This window comes from Pseudomonas brassicacearum (assembly GCF_003732225.1).
GTDB lineage: Bacteria > Pseudomonadota > Gammaproteobacteria > Pseudomonadales > Pseudomonadaceae > Aquipseudomonas > Aquipseudomonas brassicacearum_E.
The window spans coordinates 63,394-83,639 of record NZ_MOBJ01000011.1; the positions used below are offsets into that span (position 1 = coordinate 63,394).

The following is a 20,246-nucleotide window of genomic DNA, read 5'->3' on the forward strand; positions in this document are numbered from 1 at the left end:
CAGGTGGCTACCGTTGATGCGGTGGCCACCTTTTTTATGCACCTTTGATTTACCCTGCCTGACACATTTTCTGTAGGAGCTGCCGCAGGCTGCGATCCTTTGAATTGAAAAGATCGTCCGAACGCGGCCCGAGCCTGCGGCAGCGCCTACGAGGTTCAACACAGGAGCCTGCCATGCAACGTATCGACCATCAATTGCCCTGGAGCCACCTCGGCACCGAGCGCAGCCTCAGTGTGTTTCGTTTTGGCGCGGGTTCGCGCAAGGTCTACATACAGGCCAGCCTGCACGCCGATGAGCTGCCGGGCATGCGCACGGCCTGGGAGCTGAAAAAGCGTCTCACCGAACTCGAAGCCCAGGGTCAGCTCAAGGGCGTTATCGAGCTGGTGCCGGTGGCCAATCCGATTGGCCTTGACCAGCATCTGCAAAGTGCCCACATGGGCCGTTTCGAGCTGGGCAGCGGGAAGAATTTCAACCGGGCTTTCTACGAACTCAGCGGGCCGGTGGGTGAGTTGATCGGTTCGCAGTTGGGTAGCGACGCCGACGCTAACATTGCGTTGATCCGTAAGACCATGGGCCAGGTTCTCGATCGGTTGCCAGCACCTGCTTCGCAGTTGGATGCCTTGCACCGGTTGCTGTTGCGTCATGCCTGTGAAGCCGACATCACCCTGGATTTGCATTGCGATTTCGAGGCTGCGATCCATCTTTATGCGCTGCCGCAGCACTGGCCGCGGTGGCAGTCTTTGGCGGCGCGATTGAAGGCTGGCGTTGCGTTGTTGTGCGAAGACTCCGGTGGCAGTTCGTTCGATGAGTCCTGTTCGTCGCCGTGGTTGCGGCTGGCCAAGGCGTTTCCAGAGGCGGCGATTCCACCGGCCAACCTGGCGACGACGCTGGAACTGGGGAGCATGGGCGACACGCGGGTCGATCAGGCTCAAGCCAATTGTGAGGCGATACTCGGGTTTTTGGCGGAGCAGGGGTTTATTGTCGGGCAGTGGCCGCAGGCGCCGAGCGAGTGTTGCGAGGGGATGCCGTTCGAGGGGACGGAGTATCTGTTTGCGCCGCATCATGGGGTGGTGAGTTTTCTGCGTGAGGCGGGTGAGTGGGTCGAGAAGGGGGATGCGTTGTTCGAGGTGGTCGATCCGTTGAGTGATCGGGTCACGGTGGTGTGTGCCGGGACCAGTGGGGTGTTGTTTGCGCTGGACCGTGGGCGCTATACGCAGCCGGGTACCTGGCAGGCGAAAGTGGCGGGGCGGGAGGCGATTCGGGTTGGGAAGTTGGTCAACGATTGAGCTTTTGGTCTGGCCGATCCATCTCCTGCGTGTGAGCCTGCTCGCGATGGCGGCCTGACAGCCGGCCAAACTCTCGCAGACGTACACCAATCAAAATTGTGGGAGTGAGCCTGCTCGCGAAGGCAGCCTGACAGCTGACCAATCTCCCGCAGGTGTACACAGTTCAACTGTGGGAGCGAGCTTGCTCGCGATAGCGGCCTGATAGCCGACTAATCTCTTGCAGGTGTACATATCCATTCCTGCGGTAACGGCCACTTGGGGTTTCGCCTGACGGCGACTCACTTTTTTTACAAGCGCCTAAAAAAAGTAAGCAAAAAAACGCTCGCCCCAAGCGTCCGGCCCCTCGCCTAGGCTCGGCGTTCCCTCGCTCCGGTGTCCATCAGGGGGCATCGCCTACGGTCTGCTGCGCGACGACCTCCTCTCGATGTGTTCGGCTGCGCCGTACGGCGCTGCGCGCCAACCCCCTGATGAACACCTCCACTCGGCCTCCCGATGGGGCGGGTGGATCAAGATCAACAACGGCAGGCGAGCTAACGCTCGGCCTGTTGAGTGGTAGGGGCGCGCCACTGGTGATCTTCGTAGGAGCTGCCGCAGGCTGCGATCTTTTGATCTTGGCGGTCTGACAGTCGGCCTGAGTGGTTGAGGGGCGGTTTTCGGGTGTGCTTCTTGTGGTGTTAGGCTCTGGGGCGAATTCGCCGTATTTCTGGGAAGGTCCATGTTCCGTTTTTTTGCTGTGTTGATGTTGCTGGTGTCTTCCGTTGCCCATGCGGCGCTCAACGATGATTTGCCGTTGCCGTATCTTGAGCAGTCCAATCCTGATTCGCGTAATCAGCCGTTGGTGATTTTTCTCCACGGTTCCGGCAGTAACGAAGAGGACCTGTTCGACATCAAGGATGAGTTGCCGGCGCAGTACACATACCTCTCGGTGCGGGCGCCGCAGGCGGTGGAGGCGGACAGTTATCAGTGGTTTCGCAAGAAGGGCGAAGGCGCTTATGACGGTGATATCGATGACCTGAACAGCAGCAGCGCGCTGATTGTCGATTTCGTGGCGCAGGCGGCGAAGAAGTATCACACCGAGGCCGACAAGGTGTTTCTGGTGGGCTTCAGTCAGGGCGCGATCATGTCGTATGAAGTCGCGTTACGTCATCCCGAGACGGTGCGCGGGATTGCCGCATTGAGTGGCAAGGTTCTGCCGGTATTGAGGTCGCAGCTCAAGGTCGACAAGGCGCTTGAGCCACTGGCGATTTTCATCGGTCACGGGACGGCCGACATGAAACTGCCCTACAGCGATGGCAGCGAGGCCAACAGTCTGTTGCAGAGCATTGCGCTCATGCCGGAGTTTCATGCTTATCCGGGCGTCGGCCACACCATCAGTGCGGCCGAAATGCAGGATTTGAACGCTTGGCTGCTGCGGATCAATCAGTAGCAGGGGGCTTATTTATCGCCAAGGATCTGTTTGACCAGTGCCGCATGCCCAGTCTTGTCGTCGGCGCGGGAGATGATCTGGATCAGCATCATGTGCGTGCCGGAGCCGGCCAGCAGGCTGGTGTCGAGCGTCAGACCGCCGCCCTGGGTGGCGGTGCTGTCGATCTGGCGCAGGCCAAGGCCTTTGACGGTCAGGCTTTTCTCGCTTTGCTTGTTGAAGTCAGGCAAGGCTTCGCGTTGCTGAGTGGCGAAACCGGACACTGATTCGTCCAGAAACGCAGTGTCGTTGTCTTTGACGTTCAGGCCATTGGGTAGCGTGTTTTCAGCAATGATCAGTACGGTTTTGCTCGCCTGATTGGTGTACATGGTGCCCGTTGCGCCAGCGGTGCCCTTGGCGGCATCCCCACCAGACAGTGGGTTGGCGATAAAGCCCTGGGGCAGGGTGAAAGCGAATTTCCCGCCCAGCGCCGAGATTTTTTGCGCGGGTGCGGTTTTCGCGGTCGGTTGCTTGGCGGCGTATACGCTGACGGCGGCGAAGCTGGTCACCGCTGTCAGGAACAGGACAACGGCTTTTTTACTGAACGACATGCAAACTCTCCGGGGTAATCGCGCTGTGGGCGCGATCATCCCACGGCCAACCTTGAACACTCCAGCGCGATCTTGAGTCATGGCGGGAGAGGCGACGTGAGGTCATGTGGGGCGAAGATCCTCGTCCAGTGTGATGGACTGGGCGTTCGCTGGTTACCGTGACTCAGGGTTGGTTCGTTCTATAACGTCAGGCAGAACGCGGTGAACGAGTACATGCCGGTGGCTGTGGCCCGCAGTAACGCGGCGGTGAATGTGGACCTTGCTCAACCGCGAGAAAAAACAGAATCGGCCCAACCACCACTGGCAATCCTGACAGCCAGCCGGCAACGCTGGGTCCCCAGCGTTTACCTGCGAGAGAAATCAACAAGAGAAAACCCGGGATCAGCGACAGTTTCAGAAGCAGCACAGACAAATCCTTGGTCAATGGCAGTCGCCACAGCATACCCGGCTTCGTCTCGCCATCGACTACCCTAAAGGGTGAGCGAGGGCCGCGTATCACGTCGTCGGGTGCGGTCACTGCTCAGGTGCGGCATTGGTGCCGCGTCTGGACGACCACACGTATGGAGTCAGATTGATGAAAGCAACGACCTGCGCCTGCCCCAACTGCAACTGCAAACTGGGTGAGCACTCTATCGTCCGCCACGGTAAACACTATTGCTGTGAGGGCTGCGCCAAACATCACGAACACGGCGAAGCCTGCACCTCGGCGGGTTGCCAATGCGCCAAGGGGGCTCACGGCTGAAAACCCCTGCCTGAACGTGGAGCCTGTTGCGCTCCACGTTCAGGCGGCGCGTCAACTGGCGGCAATCACAGTGCATCGTTACCATGAGGTCTTCGCCCTCTATCGCGATTCACGCCCATGGCCCTTGCCGCTCCGCCTGATCTCAGCGACACCGATGTGCCGGTGCAGCCGTTGGCGCGCACCTATCCGCGTGGCTTGTATATCGAGCCGCACGAACACGTCTGGGGGCAGTTGCTGTATGCGATGAGCGGGGTGATGTGGGTCGAGACACCCGCTGAAGCGCTGGTGGTACCGCCGCAACGGGCGGTCTGGTTGCCGCCGGGGGTGGTGCACGGGATTCGCGTAGTGTCGGACTTGCAGATGCGCAATATCTACCTGCGTCCGGCGTTGGCCGCGACTCTGGACAGCAGCGTTCAGGTGATCGAGGTGGGCGGTTTGCTGCGCGAGTTGATTCTCGGGTTGGTGGAGCAGGGCGACAGTGGGCCGGCGGAGTACTACGAGGCGCTGGTAGGACTGGCGTTGCTGGAGCTGAAACGGGCGAAACGTTCGTTGCTGAAAATTCCTATGCCGGGCAACAGCGAGCGGCGTTTGGTCAATCTCTGTCAGGCGGTCATGGCTGCACCGTCGCTGGATATCCCCTTCGAGCAGCACGCCGAAAATGCCGGCGCCAGCGTGCGCACCCTGGCGCGGTTGTTCAAGGATGGATTGGGCATGGGCTTTGCCGAGTGGCGACGTCAGGTGCAATTGGCGATTGCGGTCGCCGAGCTGATCCAGGGCGTGCCAGTCAGCGCAATCGCCCGCGAACTGGGCTATTCGCCGAGCAGTTTCAGCGACATGTTTCGCCGCGAGCTGGGCGTTGCGCCCTCGCAGTTTGCCCGCGAAGGCGATTTCAACTCAGCTCCGTAGCAGGGCTTTTGGCCGAAATCCTGAAGTACTTGGCCGATCGCTTTAGCGGCGACTCTCTAGACTCCATGCATCCCCATTGCACGGAGTTCAGCATGAACTACCTCATTTCACTGGCGATTGGTCTTGGCGTCGGCCTGCTCTACGGCGCGCTGGATTTTCGCTCGCCCGCACCACCGGCCATTGCGCTGGTGGGGTTGCTGGGCATGTTGGCCGGCGAGCAGCTGTGGCCGATGGGGCGGCAACTGGTCGCTAGCTGGATCTCCTGAAATCCCTTCATTTGTCAGATGGACATTCCCATGAAAGCACTGCAATTCGATAAAACCGGTGATCTGGCGGCCCTGCGTTACGTTGAGGTACCGACCCCGGTTCCGGGCGCCAATGAGGTGTTGGTGCAAATCAAGGCTGCTGGTCTGAATCCCAGCGATGTGAAGAACGTGCTCGGACGTTTCCCCTACACCACGCTGCCACGGATTCCCGGCCGCGACTTCGCCGGCGTGGTGATTGAAGGGCCGCAGGCGCTGATCGGTCAGGCAGTCTGGGGCACGGGGCGCGAGTTGGGTTTTTTCGCCGATGGCTCTCATGCGCAATACGTGAAGCTACCGGCCAAGGGCGTCGCCCTCAAACCGACGCATTTGAGCTTTGCCCAGGCTGCCAGCCTTGGCGTGCCATACACCACGGCGTGGGATGCGCTGGAGCGCAGCCTGGTGACCGCGCAAACCCGTTTACTGGTGATCGGTGGTGGTGCGGTAGGGAGCGCGGCGCTGGCGCTGGCGAAAATTCGCGGCGCCCAGGTATTGGCGGCGGCGCGACGTCCGGAGCAGGTCAAGGCCTTGCAGGCGCAGGGCTTTAACACAATTCAACTGGAAACCCCGGAAGCGCTGGGCGCTCAGGTCAATGCGGTTTTCGCGGGCGGTGCCGACGTGATTTTCGACACCACAGGTTTCTGGCTGCCGGCGGCTGTCGCGGCGTTGGCCACCTTCGGCCGTATCGCAATTATTGCGGCTCCGCTCGACGGGCATGTGCAACTGCCGGCGCTGGCGTTGTATCGCCGAGGTGGCTCGGTGGTCGGAATCAACTCGCTGCTGTACGGCGTTGAAGCCTGCGCGGCGATGCTTGAGCAGTTTGGTCGATTCTTCGATGACGGATTGTTGCCGTTGCCGGAAGGGCTGGTGGAGTCGCCACTGGCCGAGGGTCTTGAGCGTTATGCCGAGGTGAATCAGGGTAGCGGCGACAAGGTGATTTTGTTGCCCTGACCCTGCCCCGTAGGAGCTGGCGAAGCCTGCGATCTTTTGGCGGTGCCAGAAAATGCCGAGGAGCAGGATCAACAAATCGCAGCCTGCGGCAGCTCCTACGGAGGGGCGATGTGCATCCGTAAGACCCGGGTGTACACGGGCGGCGTAGCGTTACGCCTCAGGCACACCGTTCTCCCACGCCGACCAGTTCTTCAGAATCTCCTGCACCAGCGGGTTGCCGGTACGGAAGAGGTTTTCCAGGGCCGGCACGAACCCGCCCTGATCGGCGTACTTGAGCAGGTTGTCTACTTCGCTGTAACCCGGATACGGACGGTCGAAGTCGGAACCGGCGCGCACTACCGCCAGGCGCTGTATATCCACCAGACCTTCACGGCTGGCGCGCAACAGCGCTTCATACGTCGAGTTGTCTTCCTGCTGAGTCGTGCAGTAAACGCCTTTGTTGTCTGTCAGCAAGCGGGTCCAGACTTCGGCGCGTTCGCTCAGGCGTGTTCCGGAAAACCAGGTATTGCCTGCCAGCGTGTCGCATTGCGTGACCGCCGGCGGCTGATTGGCCGGGGCGTAGGGGTATTTCACCCGCCACGCGGCGGACTCTTTGCTTTCGCTCAGTGCAACGTTCGCGCTCAGGGCGAAGGCCTTGGCTTGCAGTTTCGGATTGAGTTCGAAGACTTCGGTCTTGTAGTCCAGCGGTGGCTTTTCGTTCGGACCTTTGGTGTTGATGCCGATGTAACCGGTTGGCCACTCTTTGGGGGCGTCCCGCGAGTCCAGTTCCCATTGCGTGCCGAACTCCACCAGATAATGCGCCCAGGCGGCAGTGCCAATGGTGCCGTGGTGCGGGTTGATGCCGGCAATTCCGGCGATCAGGAAATAGCTTTTGCGCAGGTCGAATTTCGGCGACAGGGCCAATGCCAGCGTGGAGGCCGCGGCGTTGGTCTGGCCCATGCCGGTGACCATCAGGCACACCTGCTGCGTATTGCAGCGAATGCTTGGGTACTCGGCAGAAAGCCCCGGCACGCGGATTTCCTGCTTGAGTTCCAGGCGATCAATCCAGTTTTGCGCTTCCGGGGCGAACATGCTGATCAGCATGACTTTCGGCGTGATCGGCGCCTCGGCCGCCCAACCGCTGAAAGAGAGCAGGGCGCTGCAGGCCAGACCGGCTGACAGAGAAAGACGTATAACTGTGTGCATGGAACCTCCTTGGTAGATGTTGATAACGAACCCGCTTGCCACCTGGGTCCGTACGAAAACTCGCCGAGCGGCGATCAGGCAAGGCAAAAACAGGCGAGGAAGCGGAGTTTAGGCCCCTAAATGAGCATTATCCGCTGCGCGGCCCCTTCGGGCCGTCCTTCGGACGTTCTCACTCCGCTCGTCCGAGCCTGTTTTTAACGCAGCCTGGTCGACGCGCAGGCAGTTTTCGTACGGAGCCTAGAACTGATACCCGACACCCGCGTAGTAACCCCAGCCATTGGAGCGAGCGCGGAAGTTGCCGTCACCGAAGTTCAACTCGCTGCCATCCTCCCAGTTACCGCCGTTATGGAAATAACGCCCGACCAGCGTGAAGCGCAGGTGTGTGAATGAATAGAGCAATACGTTGGTGGCCACGGTGGCGTTGGCCGTGCGCGCCGGATTGTCTTTATGCAGGTCCGAACCAAAGTCGAAGTTGGTGAAACCGATGTAGGTCAGTGATGCGCCATTGCTGAAGTGGTCGATGGGCACGATGTACTTCAACTGGGCGCGATAACCATCCCACGAGTATTCGTTGCTGGCGCCGTAGTTTTCCCACTGGTAGCGCCCGTAGAAGTTGGCCGACAGGTTGACCCGCGAATGGGTGTCGATGTCGGTGCCCAGGCCACTGTAAAGCGTGTTGGCGCGATTGGCGGTGCTGCTGCCGTGGTCGTAGATCCAGTCGAACGCGACATACCATTCCTTGAACGGCCCGACCGCCAGGCTGCGACCGGCCAGGTAGTCGATGGAAATACGTGGCTCGTGCTCCATGAACAACGGCGAACCGTGATCCCAGGCGCCTCTGTCGTGGCTGTTGCCGATGCCGAGGATCTTCGGCGCGTCAATGTAGCCATACAGTTCGAACGGCCCCTTGCGCCCGAAATACTCGTACTCCAGGTAAACGTCATCGGCCGGCCGGGGGCCGAAGCTGATGTCCTTGCTGCCGATCAGCGTCAGGTCTTGATTGAACCAGTCCGACAGGTACGCGCCCTTTTTCGGTGGGCTGGCTTCAGCGCTCAGGGTCTCGCCCTGGGCGGATTCATCAATGGTTTTTTCCTGCGCCAGGGCAAACGGGCTGAGTAGTCCCGTAACGGCGCTTAGTAGCAAGGAAACAGCAACAGTGGGGCAGGACGCGGTGCGTCTGGAAGTAGCGTGCATTGAAAATCCCTGTTCGTGCAGTAGTTGGCCGAACGTGAGCGCTCATGCATCGATGAAGCGTTCACGTTACTGGCGCAAACGTTTGCATGTTGCGGACCAACTTGGAACAGGCGATTGAAATAAAGGGAAATTTTGTGAATTAGCTGACGTTTTGGTTAGCAATTTGCCCCCTCAGCGAGCGCGTCTGTTCGAAAGTGGGGCAGGCTCTGTCAGCGCATGCACCGTGCTCTGATAGAATCGTTCAAACTGAATTCCAGAGGTGCCCCCATGAGTGAGCCGATCCGCCTGACCCAGTACAGCCACGGCGCAGGCTGTGGCTGCAAAATTTCGCCTCAGGTGCTGGAGGTGATTCTGGCCGGTAGCGGTGCGCAGAATCTCGATCCAAAACTCTGGGTGGGCAATGCATCGCGCGACGACGCGGCGGTGTACGCCATCGACGACGAGCGAGGCGTGGTATCGACCACTGACTTCTTTATGCCGATTGTCGATGATCCGTTCGATTTCGGCCGCATCGCTGCCACCAATGCCATCAGTGATATCTACGCCATGGGCGGTGATCCGTTGATGGCGATTGCGATCCTTGGCTGGCCGGTCAACGTGCTGGCGCCGGAGATTGCCCGGGAAGTGATTCGCGGCGGCCGTTCGGTCTGCGATGAGGCGGGTATTCCGTTGGCCGGCGGGCATTCGATCGATGCGCCGGAGCCGATCTTTGGCCTGGCGGTCACCGGGCTCGTGCAAAAGCGCCACATGAAGCGCAACGACACTGCCACCGCCGGTTGCTTGCTGTACCTCACCAAACCGCTGGGCATCGGCATCCTCACTACCGCCGAGAAGAAGGGCAAGCTGCGCGCCAGCGACGTGGGACTGGCCCGTGACTGGATGTGCACCCTGAACAAGCCCGGTAGCCGCTTCGGCAAACTCGACGGGGTGACCGCGATGACCGACGTCACCGGTTTCGGGTTGCTGGGGCATCTGGTGGAAATGGCCGATGGCAGTACTGTGACCGCACGTATTTATTACGACCGGGTGCCACGTCTGCCGGGCGTCGAGTACTACCTCGATCAAGGCTGCGTGCCAGGCGGTACTCTGCGTAACTTCGACAGCTATGCCGACAAGGTCGGACGTGTGCAGGAGCTGCACAAGCGCGTGCTGTGCGATCCGCAGACCAGCGGCGGTTTGCTGGTCGCCGTGACGCCCGAGGGTAACGAGCAGTTCCTGGCGCTTGCCGCCGAGCTGGGGCTGAACCTTGCGCCAATCGGTGAATTGGTTGAGCGACAGAGCAACGCGGTAGAGGTGATTTGATGCCCGTCTATATCACTGATTACCGCGACATCTTCCTCAATGATCGGCCGATGATGGATACCCGTGCGCCAGTCGAGTTCAGCAAGGGTTCGTTCCCTGGGGTGATCAACCTGCCGCTGATGAACGACAACGAGCGGGAGCGCATTGGTACTTGCTACAAACAACAAGGCCAGCAGGCGGCGATTGCCTTGGGGCAGCAGCTGGTGTCCGGTGACGTCAAAGATGCTCGCATTCAGGCCTGGACTGAATTTGCCCACGCCCATCCGCAGGGCGCTCTCTACTGTTTTCGAGGTGGCTTGCGTTCGCAGATCGTCCAGCAGTGGCTCAAGGAAGCAGCCGGCATCGATTACCCGCGGGTCGGCGGCGGTTACAAAGCGATGCGTACTTTTTTGCTGGAGACAGTTGATCAGGCGGTCGAACAGTGCGACTTCGTTTTGCTGGGCGGTATGACTGGCTCGGGAAAAACCGAAGTGCTCGTCCAGCTGAACAACGGTCTTGACCTGGAAGGTCATGCTAATCACCGTGGCTCCAGCTTTGGCAAACGCGCAACCGGGCAGCCCACCAATATCGATTTCGAAAACCGTCTTGCGGTGGATGTGCTGAAGAAGCGCGCCAAGGGCATCGAGCAGTTCGTGCTGGAAGATGAAAGCCGCATGGTCGGCAGCTGTGCCTTACCGCTCCCGCTGTATCAAGGCATGCAACGGTTTCCGATGGTTTGGCTGGAAGACAGCATGGATAACAGGGTCGAGCGCATTCTTCAGGATTACGTGATCGACTTGCATGCGGAGTTTGTTGCCGAGTACGCAGAGCAGGGTTTTGCGCTGTTTTCAGAACGTTTGCTATCGAGTCTGAGCAACATCCATAGACGCTTGGGGGGCGAGCGCTATCAGCGACTGATGACACTGATGGAAGAGGCTCTGGCACAGATGGCCCGTACTGGCCAGGTGGAATTGTTCCGTCATTGGACTGAGCTGTTGTTGAGCGAGTATTACGACCCGATGTACGCCTTCCAGCGCGAGAAGAAAGGCGCCCGAATCGAGTTCGTCGGTGAGCAGGCTGCGGTGCTCGAGTATTTGCGTGAGCGCGGTAACCGGCGCGGCTGATTTCAGGGGGCAGGCTCGCCACATTCCCCGTAGCAGCTGCCGCAGGCTGCGTTCGGCTGCGTAGCAGTCGTAAATCCTGCAACCGCGTTCTCATGATAGAACCCGTCAGCCGGATTACGTTCGCTTCGCGCCCGAACGCAGCCTGCGGCAGCTGCTACGGATCGGTATTCCTACAGGAGTACAGTCCCGACCAGCCCGCAAATCACGCCAATCAACATGGTCAGCCCGGCGACTGTCACCAGTACTCGGGTGTCGAAATCCTTACGCAGCATCAGCAGTGACGGCAGGCTGATGCTCGGCAAGGTCATGAGCAGCGCCACGGCCGGTGCGGTCCCCAAACCCAGGGACATCATGGTTTGCACGATGGGGATTTCCGCGGCGGTGGGGATCATGAACAGCGTGCCGACGATGGCCAGCGGTATCAGCCATAGCAAGCTGTCAGCCATCGCGCCGTCAACGTGAGGGAACAGCCAGACCCGAGCGGCGCCCAGAACCAGTACTGCCAGCACGTAGATTGGAATAGTGGTCCAGAACAGTTGCCACAAGGTCCGCGCCCAACGGCTCAGGAAGGGTTGTGCGTCGGTTGTGCGGGTGGCTTCGGCTACCGCTTCCAGCGCCGCCTCCGGCATGTACTCGGGGCGTGAGATGCGTTGGGCGACCAACGAAACACCCAGCACCAGCACAATCCCCGCCACCAGCCGCAGAGCGGTAAAGCCCCAGCCGAGTACGAAACCCATGAACACCAGCGTTGCCGGGTTGAGTACCGGGTTGGCAATCCAGAACGCCAACGCGGCACCCACCGAGACGTTTTGACGGCGCATGCCTGACACCACGGGCGCGGCGCAGCAGGTGCACATCATGCCCGGCAGGGCGAACAACCCGCCGCGCAAGGTCGAAGCAAAACCGGCACGACCGAACAGGCGCAGCAGCCAGTCTCGCGGAATCAACACCTGCAACAGCGAACCCAGAATTACCGCCAGTACGGCTGCTTTCCAGATCGCCAGGAAGTACACCTTGGCGTACGTCAGTGCAGCTGCGAGCGGCGCGGTTTGTTCATCGTTGAGGATCGAGGCGCCGATACTGTGGCTGTCGGCGGCCACGAAAGCCTTGAGGTAGTAGGGCGACCACTTGACGTAGTAGAGGCCGATACAGGCGACCAGCAGGAACAGCGCGGGTTTCCACCAGAGCACCAGGCCCCGGTTGGGGGCCGCTAAGGAGTTGGACATACAGAAGAGGCTCCGGACATAGGGGACAGTGGGGCATCATACTCCAGTGCAGTCTAGTCCAGAGACCCGGAAACGATGGCCACAAGTCGACCCGTTATGTCGGACATGTCTGCGGGCCGTTGTTCAGTTCCTGCTTGTAGCTGTGGCTGAGCAAGGTGACCTTGCCGTTGTGCCAGGTCAGAGTCAGTACGTACAGCGAGTCGAAATCGTTGGATGGCCAGTCATCAATGAGGGGGCGTGTTTCACCGGAGGCCTTTTCAGCCACCTTGTTAATCAGATCCGGCAGATAGCCGTGGGACCAGGCCGTGTAGATAATCGAGTTGTGGTACTTGTCGTGAAGCAGCTCGTTGGCCAGTTCGCTGATGTCGTTGGCCGAAAACTCGATGTTCACCGGCAGCCCGAGTTTGATCGCGGTGGGACTGATGGTCAGCAGTGGTCGGAGGTAGCTGTAGGAGTTGTCGAACTCGCCTTCCTCTACATTGCGTGTCGGATTGGCGGCAAACACGTAATTGGCCTTGCCGAACTTCTCAGGCAGTAGCTGTGCCAGGTTGATCGCACGGTTCAGGCCTTGGCAGTTCAACTGGCCTAGACCACCGGCTGGTTTTTCTGCGTGACGTAAAAACACCAGGGTTTGGGTGCCGTCAGCCGGTCGAGCGAAACGCTTGCTGACTTCCAGCGACAGGAACAGGACGCAAGCCATGAGTAAGGCCGCACAGAATACAATGGCGCGCGGCTTCAGGTTTTTAACGAAATTCAGGTGCTTTTTCATTGAGTTATTATTCTTCAGCTCATTTGATTAAGGCTGACAAAACATCACATTGAGCGCTCTCGGCTTCAAGTGCTTTTCATGTCGTGGGGCCGATTTGTCTAACACAAGGGCAGCCTTGAGAGTCCGTTGGCAGCCTTTGGTTCGATTCGAAACGGCGCGCATTACTTTATCTGCGGGACCGGGCTGGCTGCCGGGAAGTTATCGACAGAATGTTTCTGATTTAACCTGTCCCGATCAGCGCCGTGCTTATAATCTAGCCGCCGGCCGGGCATCTGCCGCGACCTAGACCCATCATCGCCATTCAATTGTCACTGGATGTTCACCATGACCGATCTGTCTGCATTCCCGATCACTGAAAAATGGCCCGCGCAGTTTCCCGAGTGGATACAGCTCTATTCCTTGCCGACGCCCAATGGTGTCAAAGTCTCGATCATGCTCGAAGAGACCGGTTTGCCTTACGAGCCGCACCGGGTGGGTTTCGACACCAATGATCAGCTGTCTACAGCGTTTTTGTCGCTGAACCCCAACAACAAGATTCCGGCGATCCTGGACCCCCACGGGCCGGATGATCGGCCACTGGCGTTGTTCGAGTCAGGGGCGATTCTGATCTACCTCGCCGACAAAAGCGGGCAACTGCTGGCGCAGGAATCAGCCGCGCGTTACGAGACGATTCAGTGGCTGATGTTCCAGATGGGCGGCATCGGACCGATGTTTGGCCAGTTGGGCTTCTTCAATAAATTTGCCGGCAAGGACTATGAGGACAAGCGCCCGCGTGATCGCTACGTCGACGAGAGCAAGCGCTTGCTGAAAGTCCTCGACGGCCGCCTGGAAAACCGCGACTGGATCATGGGCGAGCGTTACACCATTGCCGATATCGCGACTTTCCCTTGGGTGCGCAACCTGATCGGCTTCTACGAGGCGGGGGACCTGGTCGGGATCAAGAACTTCCCGAATGTATTGCGTGTGCTGGAGCGCTTCCTGGCACGGCCGGCAGTGATTCGCGGCCTCGAAATCCCCAAGTAACGGCAAATAATGCTACTCCCTCGATTTAGCCAGGCTTAAGGAAGAGCAATGCCTCGATTTGACTTCAAACAAGTGGACGTCTTCAGCCGTGTTGCACTGAAGGGCAACCCGTTGGCCGTGGTCTTGGGTGCCGACGAGCTGAGCGACGAACGCATGGCGGCCTTCGCGACCTGGACCAACCTCAGCGAAACCACCTTTTTGCTGGAGCCAGGCGATTCGCGAGCAGATTATCGGGTACGAATCTTCACCACCTTGCAGGAACTGCCGTTCGCCGGTCATCCGACCCTGGGCAGTTGTCATGCCTGGCTGGAGGCCGGTGGTATTCCCAAGGGCGAAGAGATCATTCAGGAATGTGGCGTTGGTCTGGTGCGCATTCGTCGCCGTGGCACCGACCTTGCGTTCCTCGCGCCACCGTTGCTCAAGTCCGGTCCGCTGGACGCTGCACTGGTGGAGCGGGTGCGCCTTGGGCTTGGGCTGGAAGAAGGCGCAATTGTTGACGCGCAATGGGTTGATAACGGCGCAGGCTGGTTGGCCGTGATGCTCGCTGAACGCGAGCAAGTGTTGGCGCTGCAGCCTGATCATTCACAGATGCTCGGGCTGGCGGTCGGCGTTATCGCGCCGTGGTGCCCTGAACGTGATGGTGACGAGGCGCAGTTTGAGGTGCGCGCGTTCATTTCCGGGGACGGCATGCCCGAAGACCCGGCCACCGGCAGCCTGAATGCCGGCGTTGCCCAATGGTTGTTGGCCGAGGGGCTGGCGCCGGATGTTTACGTGGTCAGCCAGGGGCTGACCATGGGGCGCGCCGGGAGAATTCAGGTCGAGCGGATCGGCGATGATATCTGGATCGGCGGTTCGGTCGTGACCTGTATCGACGGCAGTTTGAATCTGTAACGCTGGCGAGCCCTTCTGAAACAGCAACGGGTTGGCGATTGAGTGTCTACCGGCTTAACAGTGGGGTGTTTCGCTGACAAGCGCCAGACTGTTACCGAATCGGAAATAAACTCTTCCCGAAGTTACGTTTGTATCGTTGGGGGAGAGGGGCATAAGCTCCCTTCCTTTACGACTTTTGCCTTGTCCAGGCCGTTGGCCTCCTGTCAGGAAATCCCATGTCCAGCCAGTTCCCCGAAGCCCGTCCACGCCGTTTGCGCCGCAATCCGCAGTTGCGCAACCTGTTCCAGGAAACCGAGTTCACCCTCAATGATCTGGTGCTGCCGATCTTTGTCGAAGAAGAAATCGACGATTTTGTGCCGATTACCAGCATGCCCGGCGTGCGGCGGATTCCAGAGTCGAAACTGGCAGGCGAAATCGAGCGCTATGCACGGGCGGGCATCAAGTCGGTAATGACCTTCGGGGTTTCTCATCACCTGGACGGCAGCGGCAGCGATACCTGGAATGAAAACGGTCTGGTGTCGCGCATGGCGCGGATCTGCAAGGACGCGGTGCCGGAGATGATCGTGATGTCCGACACCTGTTTTTGCGAGTACACCGATCATGGCCACTGCGGGGTGATACACGCGGGGGAGGTGGACAACGACAAAACCCTGATCAACCTCGGCAGGCAAGCCGTCGCCGCTGCACGTGCCGGGGCCGACGTGATTGCACCTTCAGCAGCGATGGACGGGCAGGTCCAGGCTATTCGCCGGGCGCTTGATGAAGCCGGTTTCAGCCAGACCTCAATCATGGCCTATTCGACCAAATTTGCCTCGGCGCTCTACGGTCCGTTCCGTGAAGCCGGCGGCAGTGCGCTCAAAGGTGATCGCAAAAGTTACCAGATGAACCCGATGAACCGCCGCGAAGCGGTGCGCGAATCGTTGCTCGACGAGCAGGAGGGCGCCGATGCGCTGATGGTCAAACCGGCCGGTGCGTACCTGGACATCATCCGAGATATCCGCGAAGCGTCACGTTTGCCGTTGGCGGCTTATCAGGTGAGCGGTGAGTACGCGATGATCAAGTTTGGCGCCGCCGCCGGTGCCATCGATGAAGACCGCGTGGTACGCGAGAGTTTAGGTGCGATCAAGCGTGCGGGTGCGGACCTGATCTTCACCTACTTTGCGATGGACCTGGCGTTGAGCGGGATTTAAGTCGTTGGCGTGCCGTTGTTACCAGAGAAACGGTTTGATCCCATGGTCCCGGAAGTAACGCTCGATGACTTTCGGGTCGGCGGTCAGGTCGGCGACGGCCACGTAACTGTCGGGCCTTAATAGATAGAAGCCGTTGCGCGCCAGCCCGGCGGCTTCGTGGGTTGGATGCCAGTCGAAAATATGCAGGGCCAGATGATGTTCGGCGCACCACGCGAGCATTTCTTCGCTGGTGTCGCCGTACACATGAACCTGCCAGTCCAGGCTGGCCAGGCTGTCGAAATTATCGGTCTCACTGTCATGCGCCCAGGGCAGGCGATCACCGCCGAAAACATGGCCCGCGTGACCCTCGCTCAGGGGCATCCCGCGATAGTTCAGGGTGATTTGCGACACCGTACGAAACAGATACTCGCGCGCCAATTCAAATGAGACCATTTTCGGCAACAGAAACGGTGCAACGCGGGTGCGTATCAGATCGGCCATTGGGCCTTCAGCAGAGACGAAATTGAACACCCGGTCGGTGGTTGCCACCAGTCGCCGGGCAAAGGCCATGCGTTCGACTTCATAACTGTCGAGCAGTTTGTCGTTGGCTGCGCCGTTGAGTACCGCGGCGAGTTTCCAGGCCAGATTGATCGCATCGCCAATGCCGGTGTTCATGCCCTGGCCGCCTGCGGGGCTATGCACGTGTGCGGCATCGCCCAGCAAAAAAGCGCGCCCGAAGCGGAAGGTGTCCGCTACCCGGTGATGGACCCGGTAGGTCGAGAACCAGTTGACCTTGTGTACCTGAACCTTCAGGTGTTCGATGGCCCGGCTGCTGACGTCTTCAAACTTGAGGGTTTCGGCCTGTTCCGCGCGTTCGTCGCGCACGACTCCTATCAGGCGCGCCCGGCCTTCGCCGGCTAATGGAAAGACTGCCAGAAAGTCTGCTTCATCGAGGTCTGCGTGCAACTCGCCATTGAGCGCCGGGCCGGAGGCTTCGACATCGGCAACGTAAAACACCTGCTGGTAGGTGCCGCCAGGAAAACCGATATCGAGTGTCTTGCGCACGGCCGAGCGAGCGCCGTCACAACCCGCCAGGTAGCAGGTCTGACAGGTTTGCTCCTGCCCGTCGGGCATGAGTAACAGCGCGGTGATGGTGCCGCCATGTTCGCTGAACCCGGTCAGTTCGGTGTCGCGTTCGACCACCACGCCGAATTGTTCCAGGCGTTCGATCAACAACCGTTCATGCTGGTCCTGCGGGTACATTTCCAGGAACGAGTAAGGGGTGAGGTCTTTGCCGATATCTTCGAAGGGTAACCGCGCAACCGGTTCGCCTTTGACCCACAGATTCACCGCCGGCACCTTATGACCGTTCTGCACCACGGCCTGGCTGAGGTCGAGCTGGCGGTACAACTCCAGCGTGCGCGCCTGAACCGCCAGGGCGCGCGAAGTGGTGCCGGGTGCGCTGGTCTTGTCGAGGATGCGCACGCGGATTCCCAGCTTGCTGAGCCAAAGCGCCAGGACCAGTCCCGTGGGGCCGGCGCCGATGATCAGTACATCGCTACGGTTCATGTCATTGCCCTCGGTCGAGAGTCCCGCGCAACGGTGATGTTGCGCTTAGAAGAACGCCAATGTCAGATTAACGCTGAGGCCGTTACCTTCCGGTCGGTTGACTGAATCGAATTCGGGTACCCAACAATCCGGCGGCCACGTCGCCGTGAATGGAGGAAAGAAACTCTTATCATGGTTGCAAAGCGTTCATGAAGGCTCAGAGCAGCTCGACAAAACATTGCGAACCAGGGTGTATCCAGTTTAGATCCGATTGGGCGAGGTGCTTGCTCCCCCGGTGCATCGGCTCAAGGGGCGATATCCCCGGCGGTCAGGGAACTCAAAAGGACCCATGTGAAAATGCGATCCCATCTATTGATCATGAGTGTTGCGGTGCTGCTGATACTGGCCGGCTGCGCGAATCAGGCCACTCGGCAGGCGGCTCAACCTACGCCCGCACAGGTGAAAGCGCAGATCGTCCATTTGTTGCCGGCCAGCATCACAGACCGTGAAGGCTGGGCCGCCGACATTTATGTAGCGTTTTCGGCGCAAGCGATCCCGGCCACTACGCAGAACCTGTGTTCGGTGCTAGCGGTGACCGAACAGGAGTCGACCTTTCAGGCTGACCCGACGGTTCCGGGGTTGGGTAAAATCGCCAGAGATGAAATCGATCGACGTGCTGCCAGGGCTCACATCCCCAATCTGTTGGTGCGCGGTGCGTTGCAGGTCAGTTCAACCACTGGCAAAAGTTACAGCGACCGCTTGAATGCGGCTCGCAGCGAGAAAGAACTCAGCGCGATTTTCGACGATTTCATCGGTAGGGTGCCGATGGGCAACACCCTGTTCGGTGGCTTCAATCCGGTGCACACCGGTGGACCGATGCAGGTCAGCGTCGCATTTGCCGAGAAGCAGGCCCGTAACTATCCCTATCCTGTAGACGGCTCGATTCGCCACGAGGTGTTCAGCCGACGTGGCGGCATGTATTTCGGGATTGCGCATTTACTCGGCTACCCGGTGAGTTACCGCCAGCCGTTGTACCGCTTCGCGGATTTCAACGCAGGCTGGTACGCCAGCCGCAATGCCGCGTTTCAGAGAGCGCTCAACCGCATCTCGGGTAGCACTTTGGCACTGGATGGCGACCTGATTCGCTACGATTCGATCATGCCGGGTTCGACGGAACAGGCAGTGCGCGCGCTGGGTAAACAGCTGGACATGCGCAATACAACCATCAGGGATCAACTGGAGCTGGGTAACAGCCTCAAATTTGAAGACAGCAAGCTATATAAGCGGGTGTTCGAACTGGCGGAAAAGGCTGAAGGTAAACCACTGCCCAGAGCGGTCCTGCCGGGTATCCAGTTGCAAAGCCCGAAAATCACCCGAAAGCTCACCACGGCCTGGTTCGCCAAGCGAGTCGACGAGCGCTATCAGCGTTGTATGACGCGTGCGTCGGCGGGGTAGAGGTAAGCGTTGGCTGTACGAATACCGAGCTCTGATCTCAATAGAGCCCGGGGATGAGCCGCCAGGTCCTCGCGCAGTAAGCCTCGTACTCAGCACCAAACTGACTGCGCAGCAAGGCTTCCTCTGCATTTATACGGGCAATCAGGGCGGGGAGCAGCAGGGCGGTGAGCACGACCCCGACACTGGAGCGAAAGGCCAGCGCCCAGCCCAGCGCGTTAACCAGCATCCCGAGATAACTTGGGTTGCGCAGCGTTCGGTAGATGCCGTCAGTCACCAGCGTATGCCCAGGCTGAATGGCGACCAGCCCACTGAAGCGCTTGCCGAGTACGAACACTGGCCACATCCGCAACGCACCACCGGCAATGAATAGAAGCGCGCCAACCCAGCGCATGCCTTCGCCACCGAAGGTCCAGAAGTCCACTCGGTCGGTATAGGCCGGTACAAACGCGGACAACAGACCAATCACACCAAATACCGGCAGCACCCAGCGGTTGGCCCGGTCTTCACGTACCCCGGAACTCAAATTGCCTTCTGTCAGCAGCGCCAGTCCCGTCATCACCAGCGTCGCAAGGACAATGACCACCAGGGCCGGATGAGAGAAAAACGCAGCAAAGCCGCCCAGTCCCAGAATTGCGAGTCCAAGATAGAACAAGGTTGCTGCAATGCTGAACGCGGCCAGCTTCAGGGAGATCTTCATGGTGGTGGGGTTCGTTGGGCAGACTCAATTAAGCGTAGTGGGATCAGGCTGATTGCGATGCTTGATCTACCATTTTCGCCTTTTAGTATAGAAAGACCGAATTAGGTGTTGACGGCGAATTAAATCTGTCTATAATTCGCCCCACTTCCGGCGCAGTCGAAACGGAAAACTCCTTGGTAAACAAAGAGTTATGCAGTTTTCGACAGCGGTTACGCTTCAGTTCATCGAAGTCCGAAGGAGTTGATAAGGCAGTGTGTTTTCGCCTTGTTGACGGTTCGATCTTCTCGGTCGAAAGCGGAGAAAAAGAGGTGTTGACAGCAGCGAGTAACGCTGTAGAATTCGCCTCCCGCTAACGAGAGATCGGAAGCGCAAGTGGTTGAAGTTGCAAAGGAAACTTTGAAAACTTCTGAAAATAACCGCTTGACAGCAACAGAGGCTGCTGTAGAATGCGCGCCTCGGTTGAGACGAAAGATCTTAACCAACC

General features: G+C 59.3%; 19 protein-coding genes and 1 pseudogene. 12 read left to right on the forward strand and 8 right to left on the reverse strand.

Annotation, left to right across the window (positions count from 1 at the left end):
• The first annotated feature begins 173 nt into the window (after positions 1-173).
• Together BK659_RS18250 and BK659_RS18255 are read left to right on the forward strand one after the other, a co-directional pair.
• Positions 174-1,286: a succinylglutamate desuccinylase/aspartoacylase family protein gene (locus tag BK659_RS18250; protein ID WP_123426386.1), complete on the forward strand. Its 1,113-nt coding sequence runs from the start codon at positions 174-176 to the stop codon at positions 1,284-1,286.
• 715 nt (positions 1,287-2,001) lie between these two features.
• Positions 2,002-2,712 (forward strand): alpha/beta hydrolase, encoded by a 711-nt coding sequence (locus BK659_RS18255; RefSeq protein WP_123426387.1) that lies wholly within the window; start codon positions 2,002-2,004, stop codon positions 2,710-2,712.
• 8 nt (positions 2,713-2,720) lie between these two features.
• Here the strand turns inward: BK659_RS18255 and BK659_RS18260 are convergent, their stop codons facing one another.
• Complete coding sequence (locus BK659_RS18260; RefSeq protein WP_123426388.1) at positions 2,721-3,299, reverse strand: DcrB/PsbP domain-containing protein; 579 nt, start codon at positions 3,297-3,299, stop codon at positions 2,721-2,723.
• 185 nt (positions 3,300-3,484) lie between these two features.
• A pseudogene (locus BK659_RS28320) lies at positions 3,485-3,705 on the reverse strand (hypothetical protein); the annotation flags it as partial.
• Between the two features lie 168 nt (positions 3,706-3,873).
• On the opposite strand from BK659_RS28320, the gene BK659_RS18270 reads away from it, so the two are divergent.
• From BK659_RS18270 to BK659_RS18285, 4 genes are all read left to right on the forward strand, one after another.
• A complete protein-coding gene (locus BK659_RS18270; protein WP_019689605.1) occupies positions 3,874-4,041 on the forward strand; it encodes a metallothionein in 168 nt (55 codons plus the stop codon).
• A 117-nt stretch (positions 4,042-4,158) separates the two neighbouring features.
• On the forward strand, positions 4,159-4,947 hold the full coding sequence (locus BK659_RS18275) for an AraC family transcriptional regulator (RefSeq protein WP_123426390.1): 789 nt from the start codon (positions 4,159-4,161) through the stop codon (positions 4,945-4,947).
• A gap of 92 nt (positions 4,948-5,039) precedes the next feature.
• Positions 5,040-5,213: a DUF1427 family protein gene (locus BK659_RS18280; RefSeq protein WP_123426391.1), complete on the forward strand. Its 174-nt coding sequence runs from the start codon at positions 5,040-5,042 to the stop codon at positions 5,211-5,213.
• Positions 5,214-5,243: 30 nt separating this feature from the next.
• A complete protein-coding gene (locus tag BK659_RS18285) occupies positions 5,244-6,200 on the forward strand; it encodes a quinone oxidoreductase family protein (RefSeq protein ID WP_123426392.1) in 957 nt (318 codons plus the stop codon).
• Between the two features lie 150 nt (positions 6,201-6,350).
• On the opposite strand, the gene BK659_RS18290 is transcribed toward BK659_RS18285, so the two are convergent.
• Together BK659_RS18290 and BK659_RS18295 are read right to left on the reverse strand one after the other, a co-directional pair.
• Complete coding sequence (locus tag BK659_RS18290; protein WP_123426393.1) at positions 6,351-7,385, reverse strand: purine-nucleoside phosphorylase; 1,035 nt, start codon at positions 7,383-7,385, stop codon at positions 6,351-6,353.
• A gap of 237 nt (positions 7,386-7,622) precedes the next feature.
• Positions 7,623-8,579 (reverse strand): nucleoside-specific channel-forming protein Tsx, encoded by a 957-nt coding sequence (locus BK659_RS18295; protein WP_123426394.1) that lies wholly within the window; start codon positions 8,577-8,579, stop codon positions 7,623-7,625.
• A gap of 267 nt (positions 8,580-8,846) precedes the next feature.
• Here BK659_RS18295 and selD point away from each other — a divergent pair, with 267 nt between their 5' ends.
• Both selD and mnmH read left to right on the forward strand, forming a co-directional pair.
• A complete protein-coding gene (gene selD / locus BK659_RS18300) occupies positions 8,847-9,881 on the forward strand; it encodes a selenide, water dikinase SelD (protein ID WP_123426395.1) in 1,035 nt (344 codons plus the stop codon).
• Positions 9,881-10,984: a tRNA 2-selenouridine(34) synthase MnmH gene (mnmH, locus tag BK659_RS18305; protein WP_123426396.1), complete on the forward strand. Its 1,104-nt coding sequence runs from the start codon at positions 9,881-9,883 to the stop codon at positions 10,982-10,984. Before selD ends, mnmH begins: the two co-directional genes overlap by 1 nt.
• A gap of 170 nt (positions 10,985-11,154) precedes the next feature.
• Here the strand turns inward: mnmH and BK659_RS18310 are convergent, their stop codons facing one another.
• Both BK659_RS18310 and BK659_RS18315 read right to left on the reverse strand, forming a co-directional pair.
• Complete coding sequence (locus BK659_RS18310) at positions 11,155-12,210, reverse strand: permease (RefSeq protein ID WP_123426397.1); 1,056 nt, start codon at positions 12,208-12,210, stop codon at positions 11,155-11,157.
• Positions 12,211-12,304: 94 nt separating this feature from the next.
• A complete protein-coding gene (locus BK659_RS18315) occupies positions 12,305-12,979 on the reverse strand; it encodes a histidine phosphatase family protein (protein ID WP_123426398.1) in 675 nt (224 codons plus the stop codon).
• A 324-nt stretch (positions 12,980-13,303) separates the two neighbouring features.
• Here BK659_RS18315 and BK659_RS18320 point away from each other — a divergent pair, with 324 nt between their 5' ends.
• The 3 genes from BK659_RS18320 to hemB all read left to right on the forward strand — a co-directional run bounded on the left by BK659_RS18320 (position 13,304) and on the right by hemB (position 16,083).
• Complete coding sequence (locus BK659_RS18320; RefSeq protein ID WP_123426399.1) at positions 13,304-14,002, forward strand: glutathione binding-like protein; 699 nt, start codon at positions 13,304-13,306, stop codon at positions 14,000-14,002.
• Positions 14,003-14,050: 48 nt separating this feature from the next.
• The gene (locus BK659_RS18325) at positions 14,051-14,893 is read left to right on the forward strand and encodes a PhzF family phenazine biosynthesis protein (RefSeq protein WP_123426400.1); all 843 of its coding nucleotides are present in this window, start codon (positions 14,051-14,053) and stop codon (positions 14,891-14,893) included.
• 215 nt (positions 14,894-15,108) lie between these two features.
• Positions 15,109-16,083 (forward strand): porphobilinogen synthase, encoded by a 975-nt coding sequence (gene hemB, locus BK659_RS18330; RefSeq protein WP_123426401.1) that lies wholly within the window; start codon positions 15,109-15,111, stop codon positions 16,081-16,083.
• Between the two features lie 18 nt (positions 16,084-16,101).
• Here the strand turns inward: hemB and BK659_RS18335 are convergent, their stop codons facing one another.
• The gene (locus BK659_RS18335; protein WP_123426402.1) at positions 16,102-17,631 is read right to left on the reverse strand and encodes an FAD-dependent oxidoreductase; all 1,530 of its coding nucleotides are present in this window, start codon (positions 17,629-17,631) and stop codon (positions 16,102-16,104) included.
• Positions 17,632-17,967: 336 nt separating this feature from the next.
• Between BK659_RS18335 and BK659_RS18340 the strand changes: the two genes are divergently transcribed.
• Positions 17,968-19,065, forward strand: coding sequence for a DUF1615 domain-containing protein (locus tag BK659_RS18340; RefSeq protein ID WP_123426403.1), 1,098 nt, complete (start codon positions 17,968-17,970; stop codon positions 19,063-19,065).
• Between the two features lie 37 nt (positions 19,066-19,102).
• Here BK659_RS18340 and BK659_RS18345 read toward each other — a convergent pair whose 3' ends face one another.
• Positions 19,103-19,762 (reverse strand): methyltransferase family protein, encoded by a 660-nt coding sequence (locus BK659_RS18345; RefSeq protein WP_123426404.1) that lies wholly within the window; start codon positions 19,760-19,762, stop codon positions 19,103-19,105.
• Positions 19,763-20,246 lie beyond the last annotated feature (484 nt).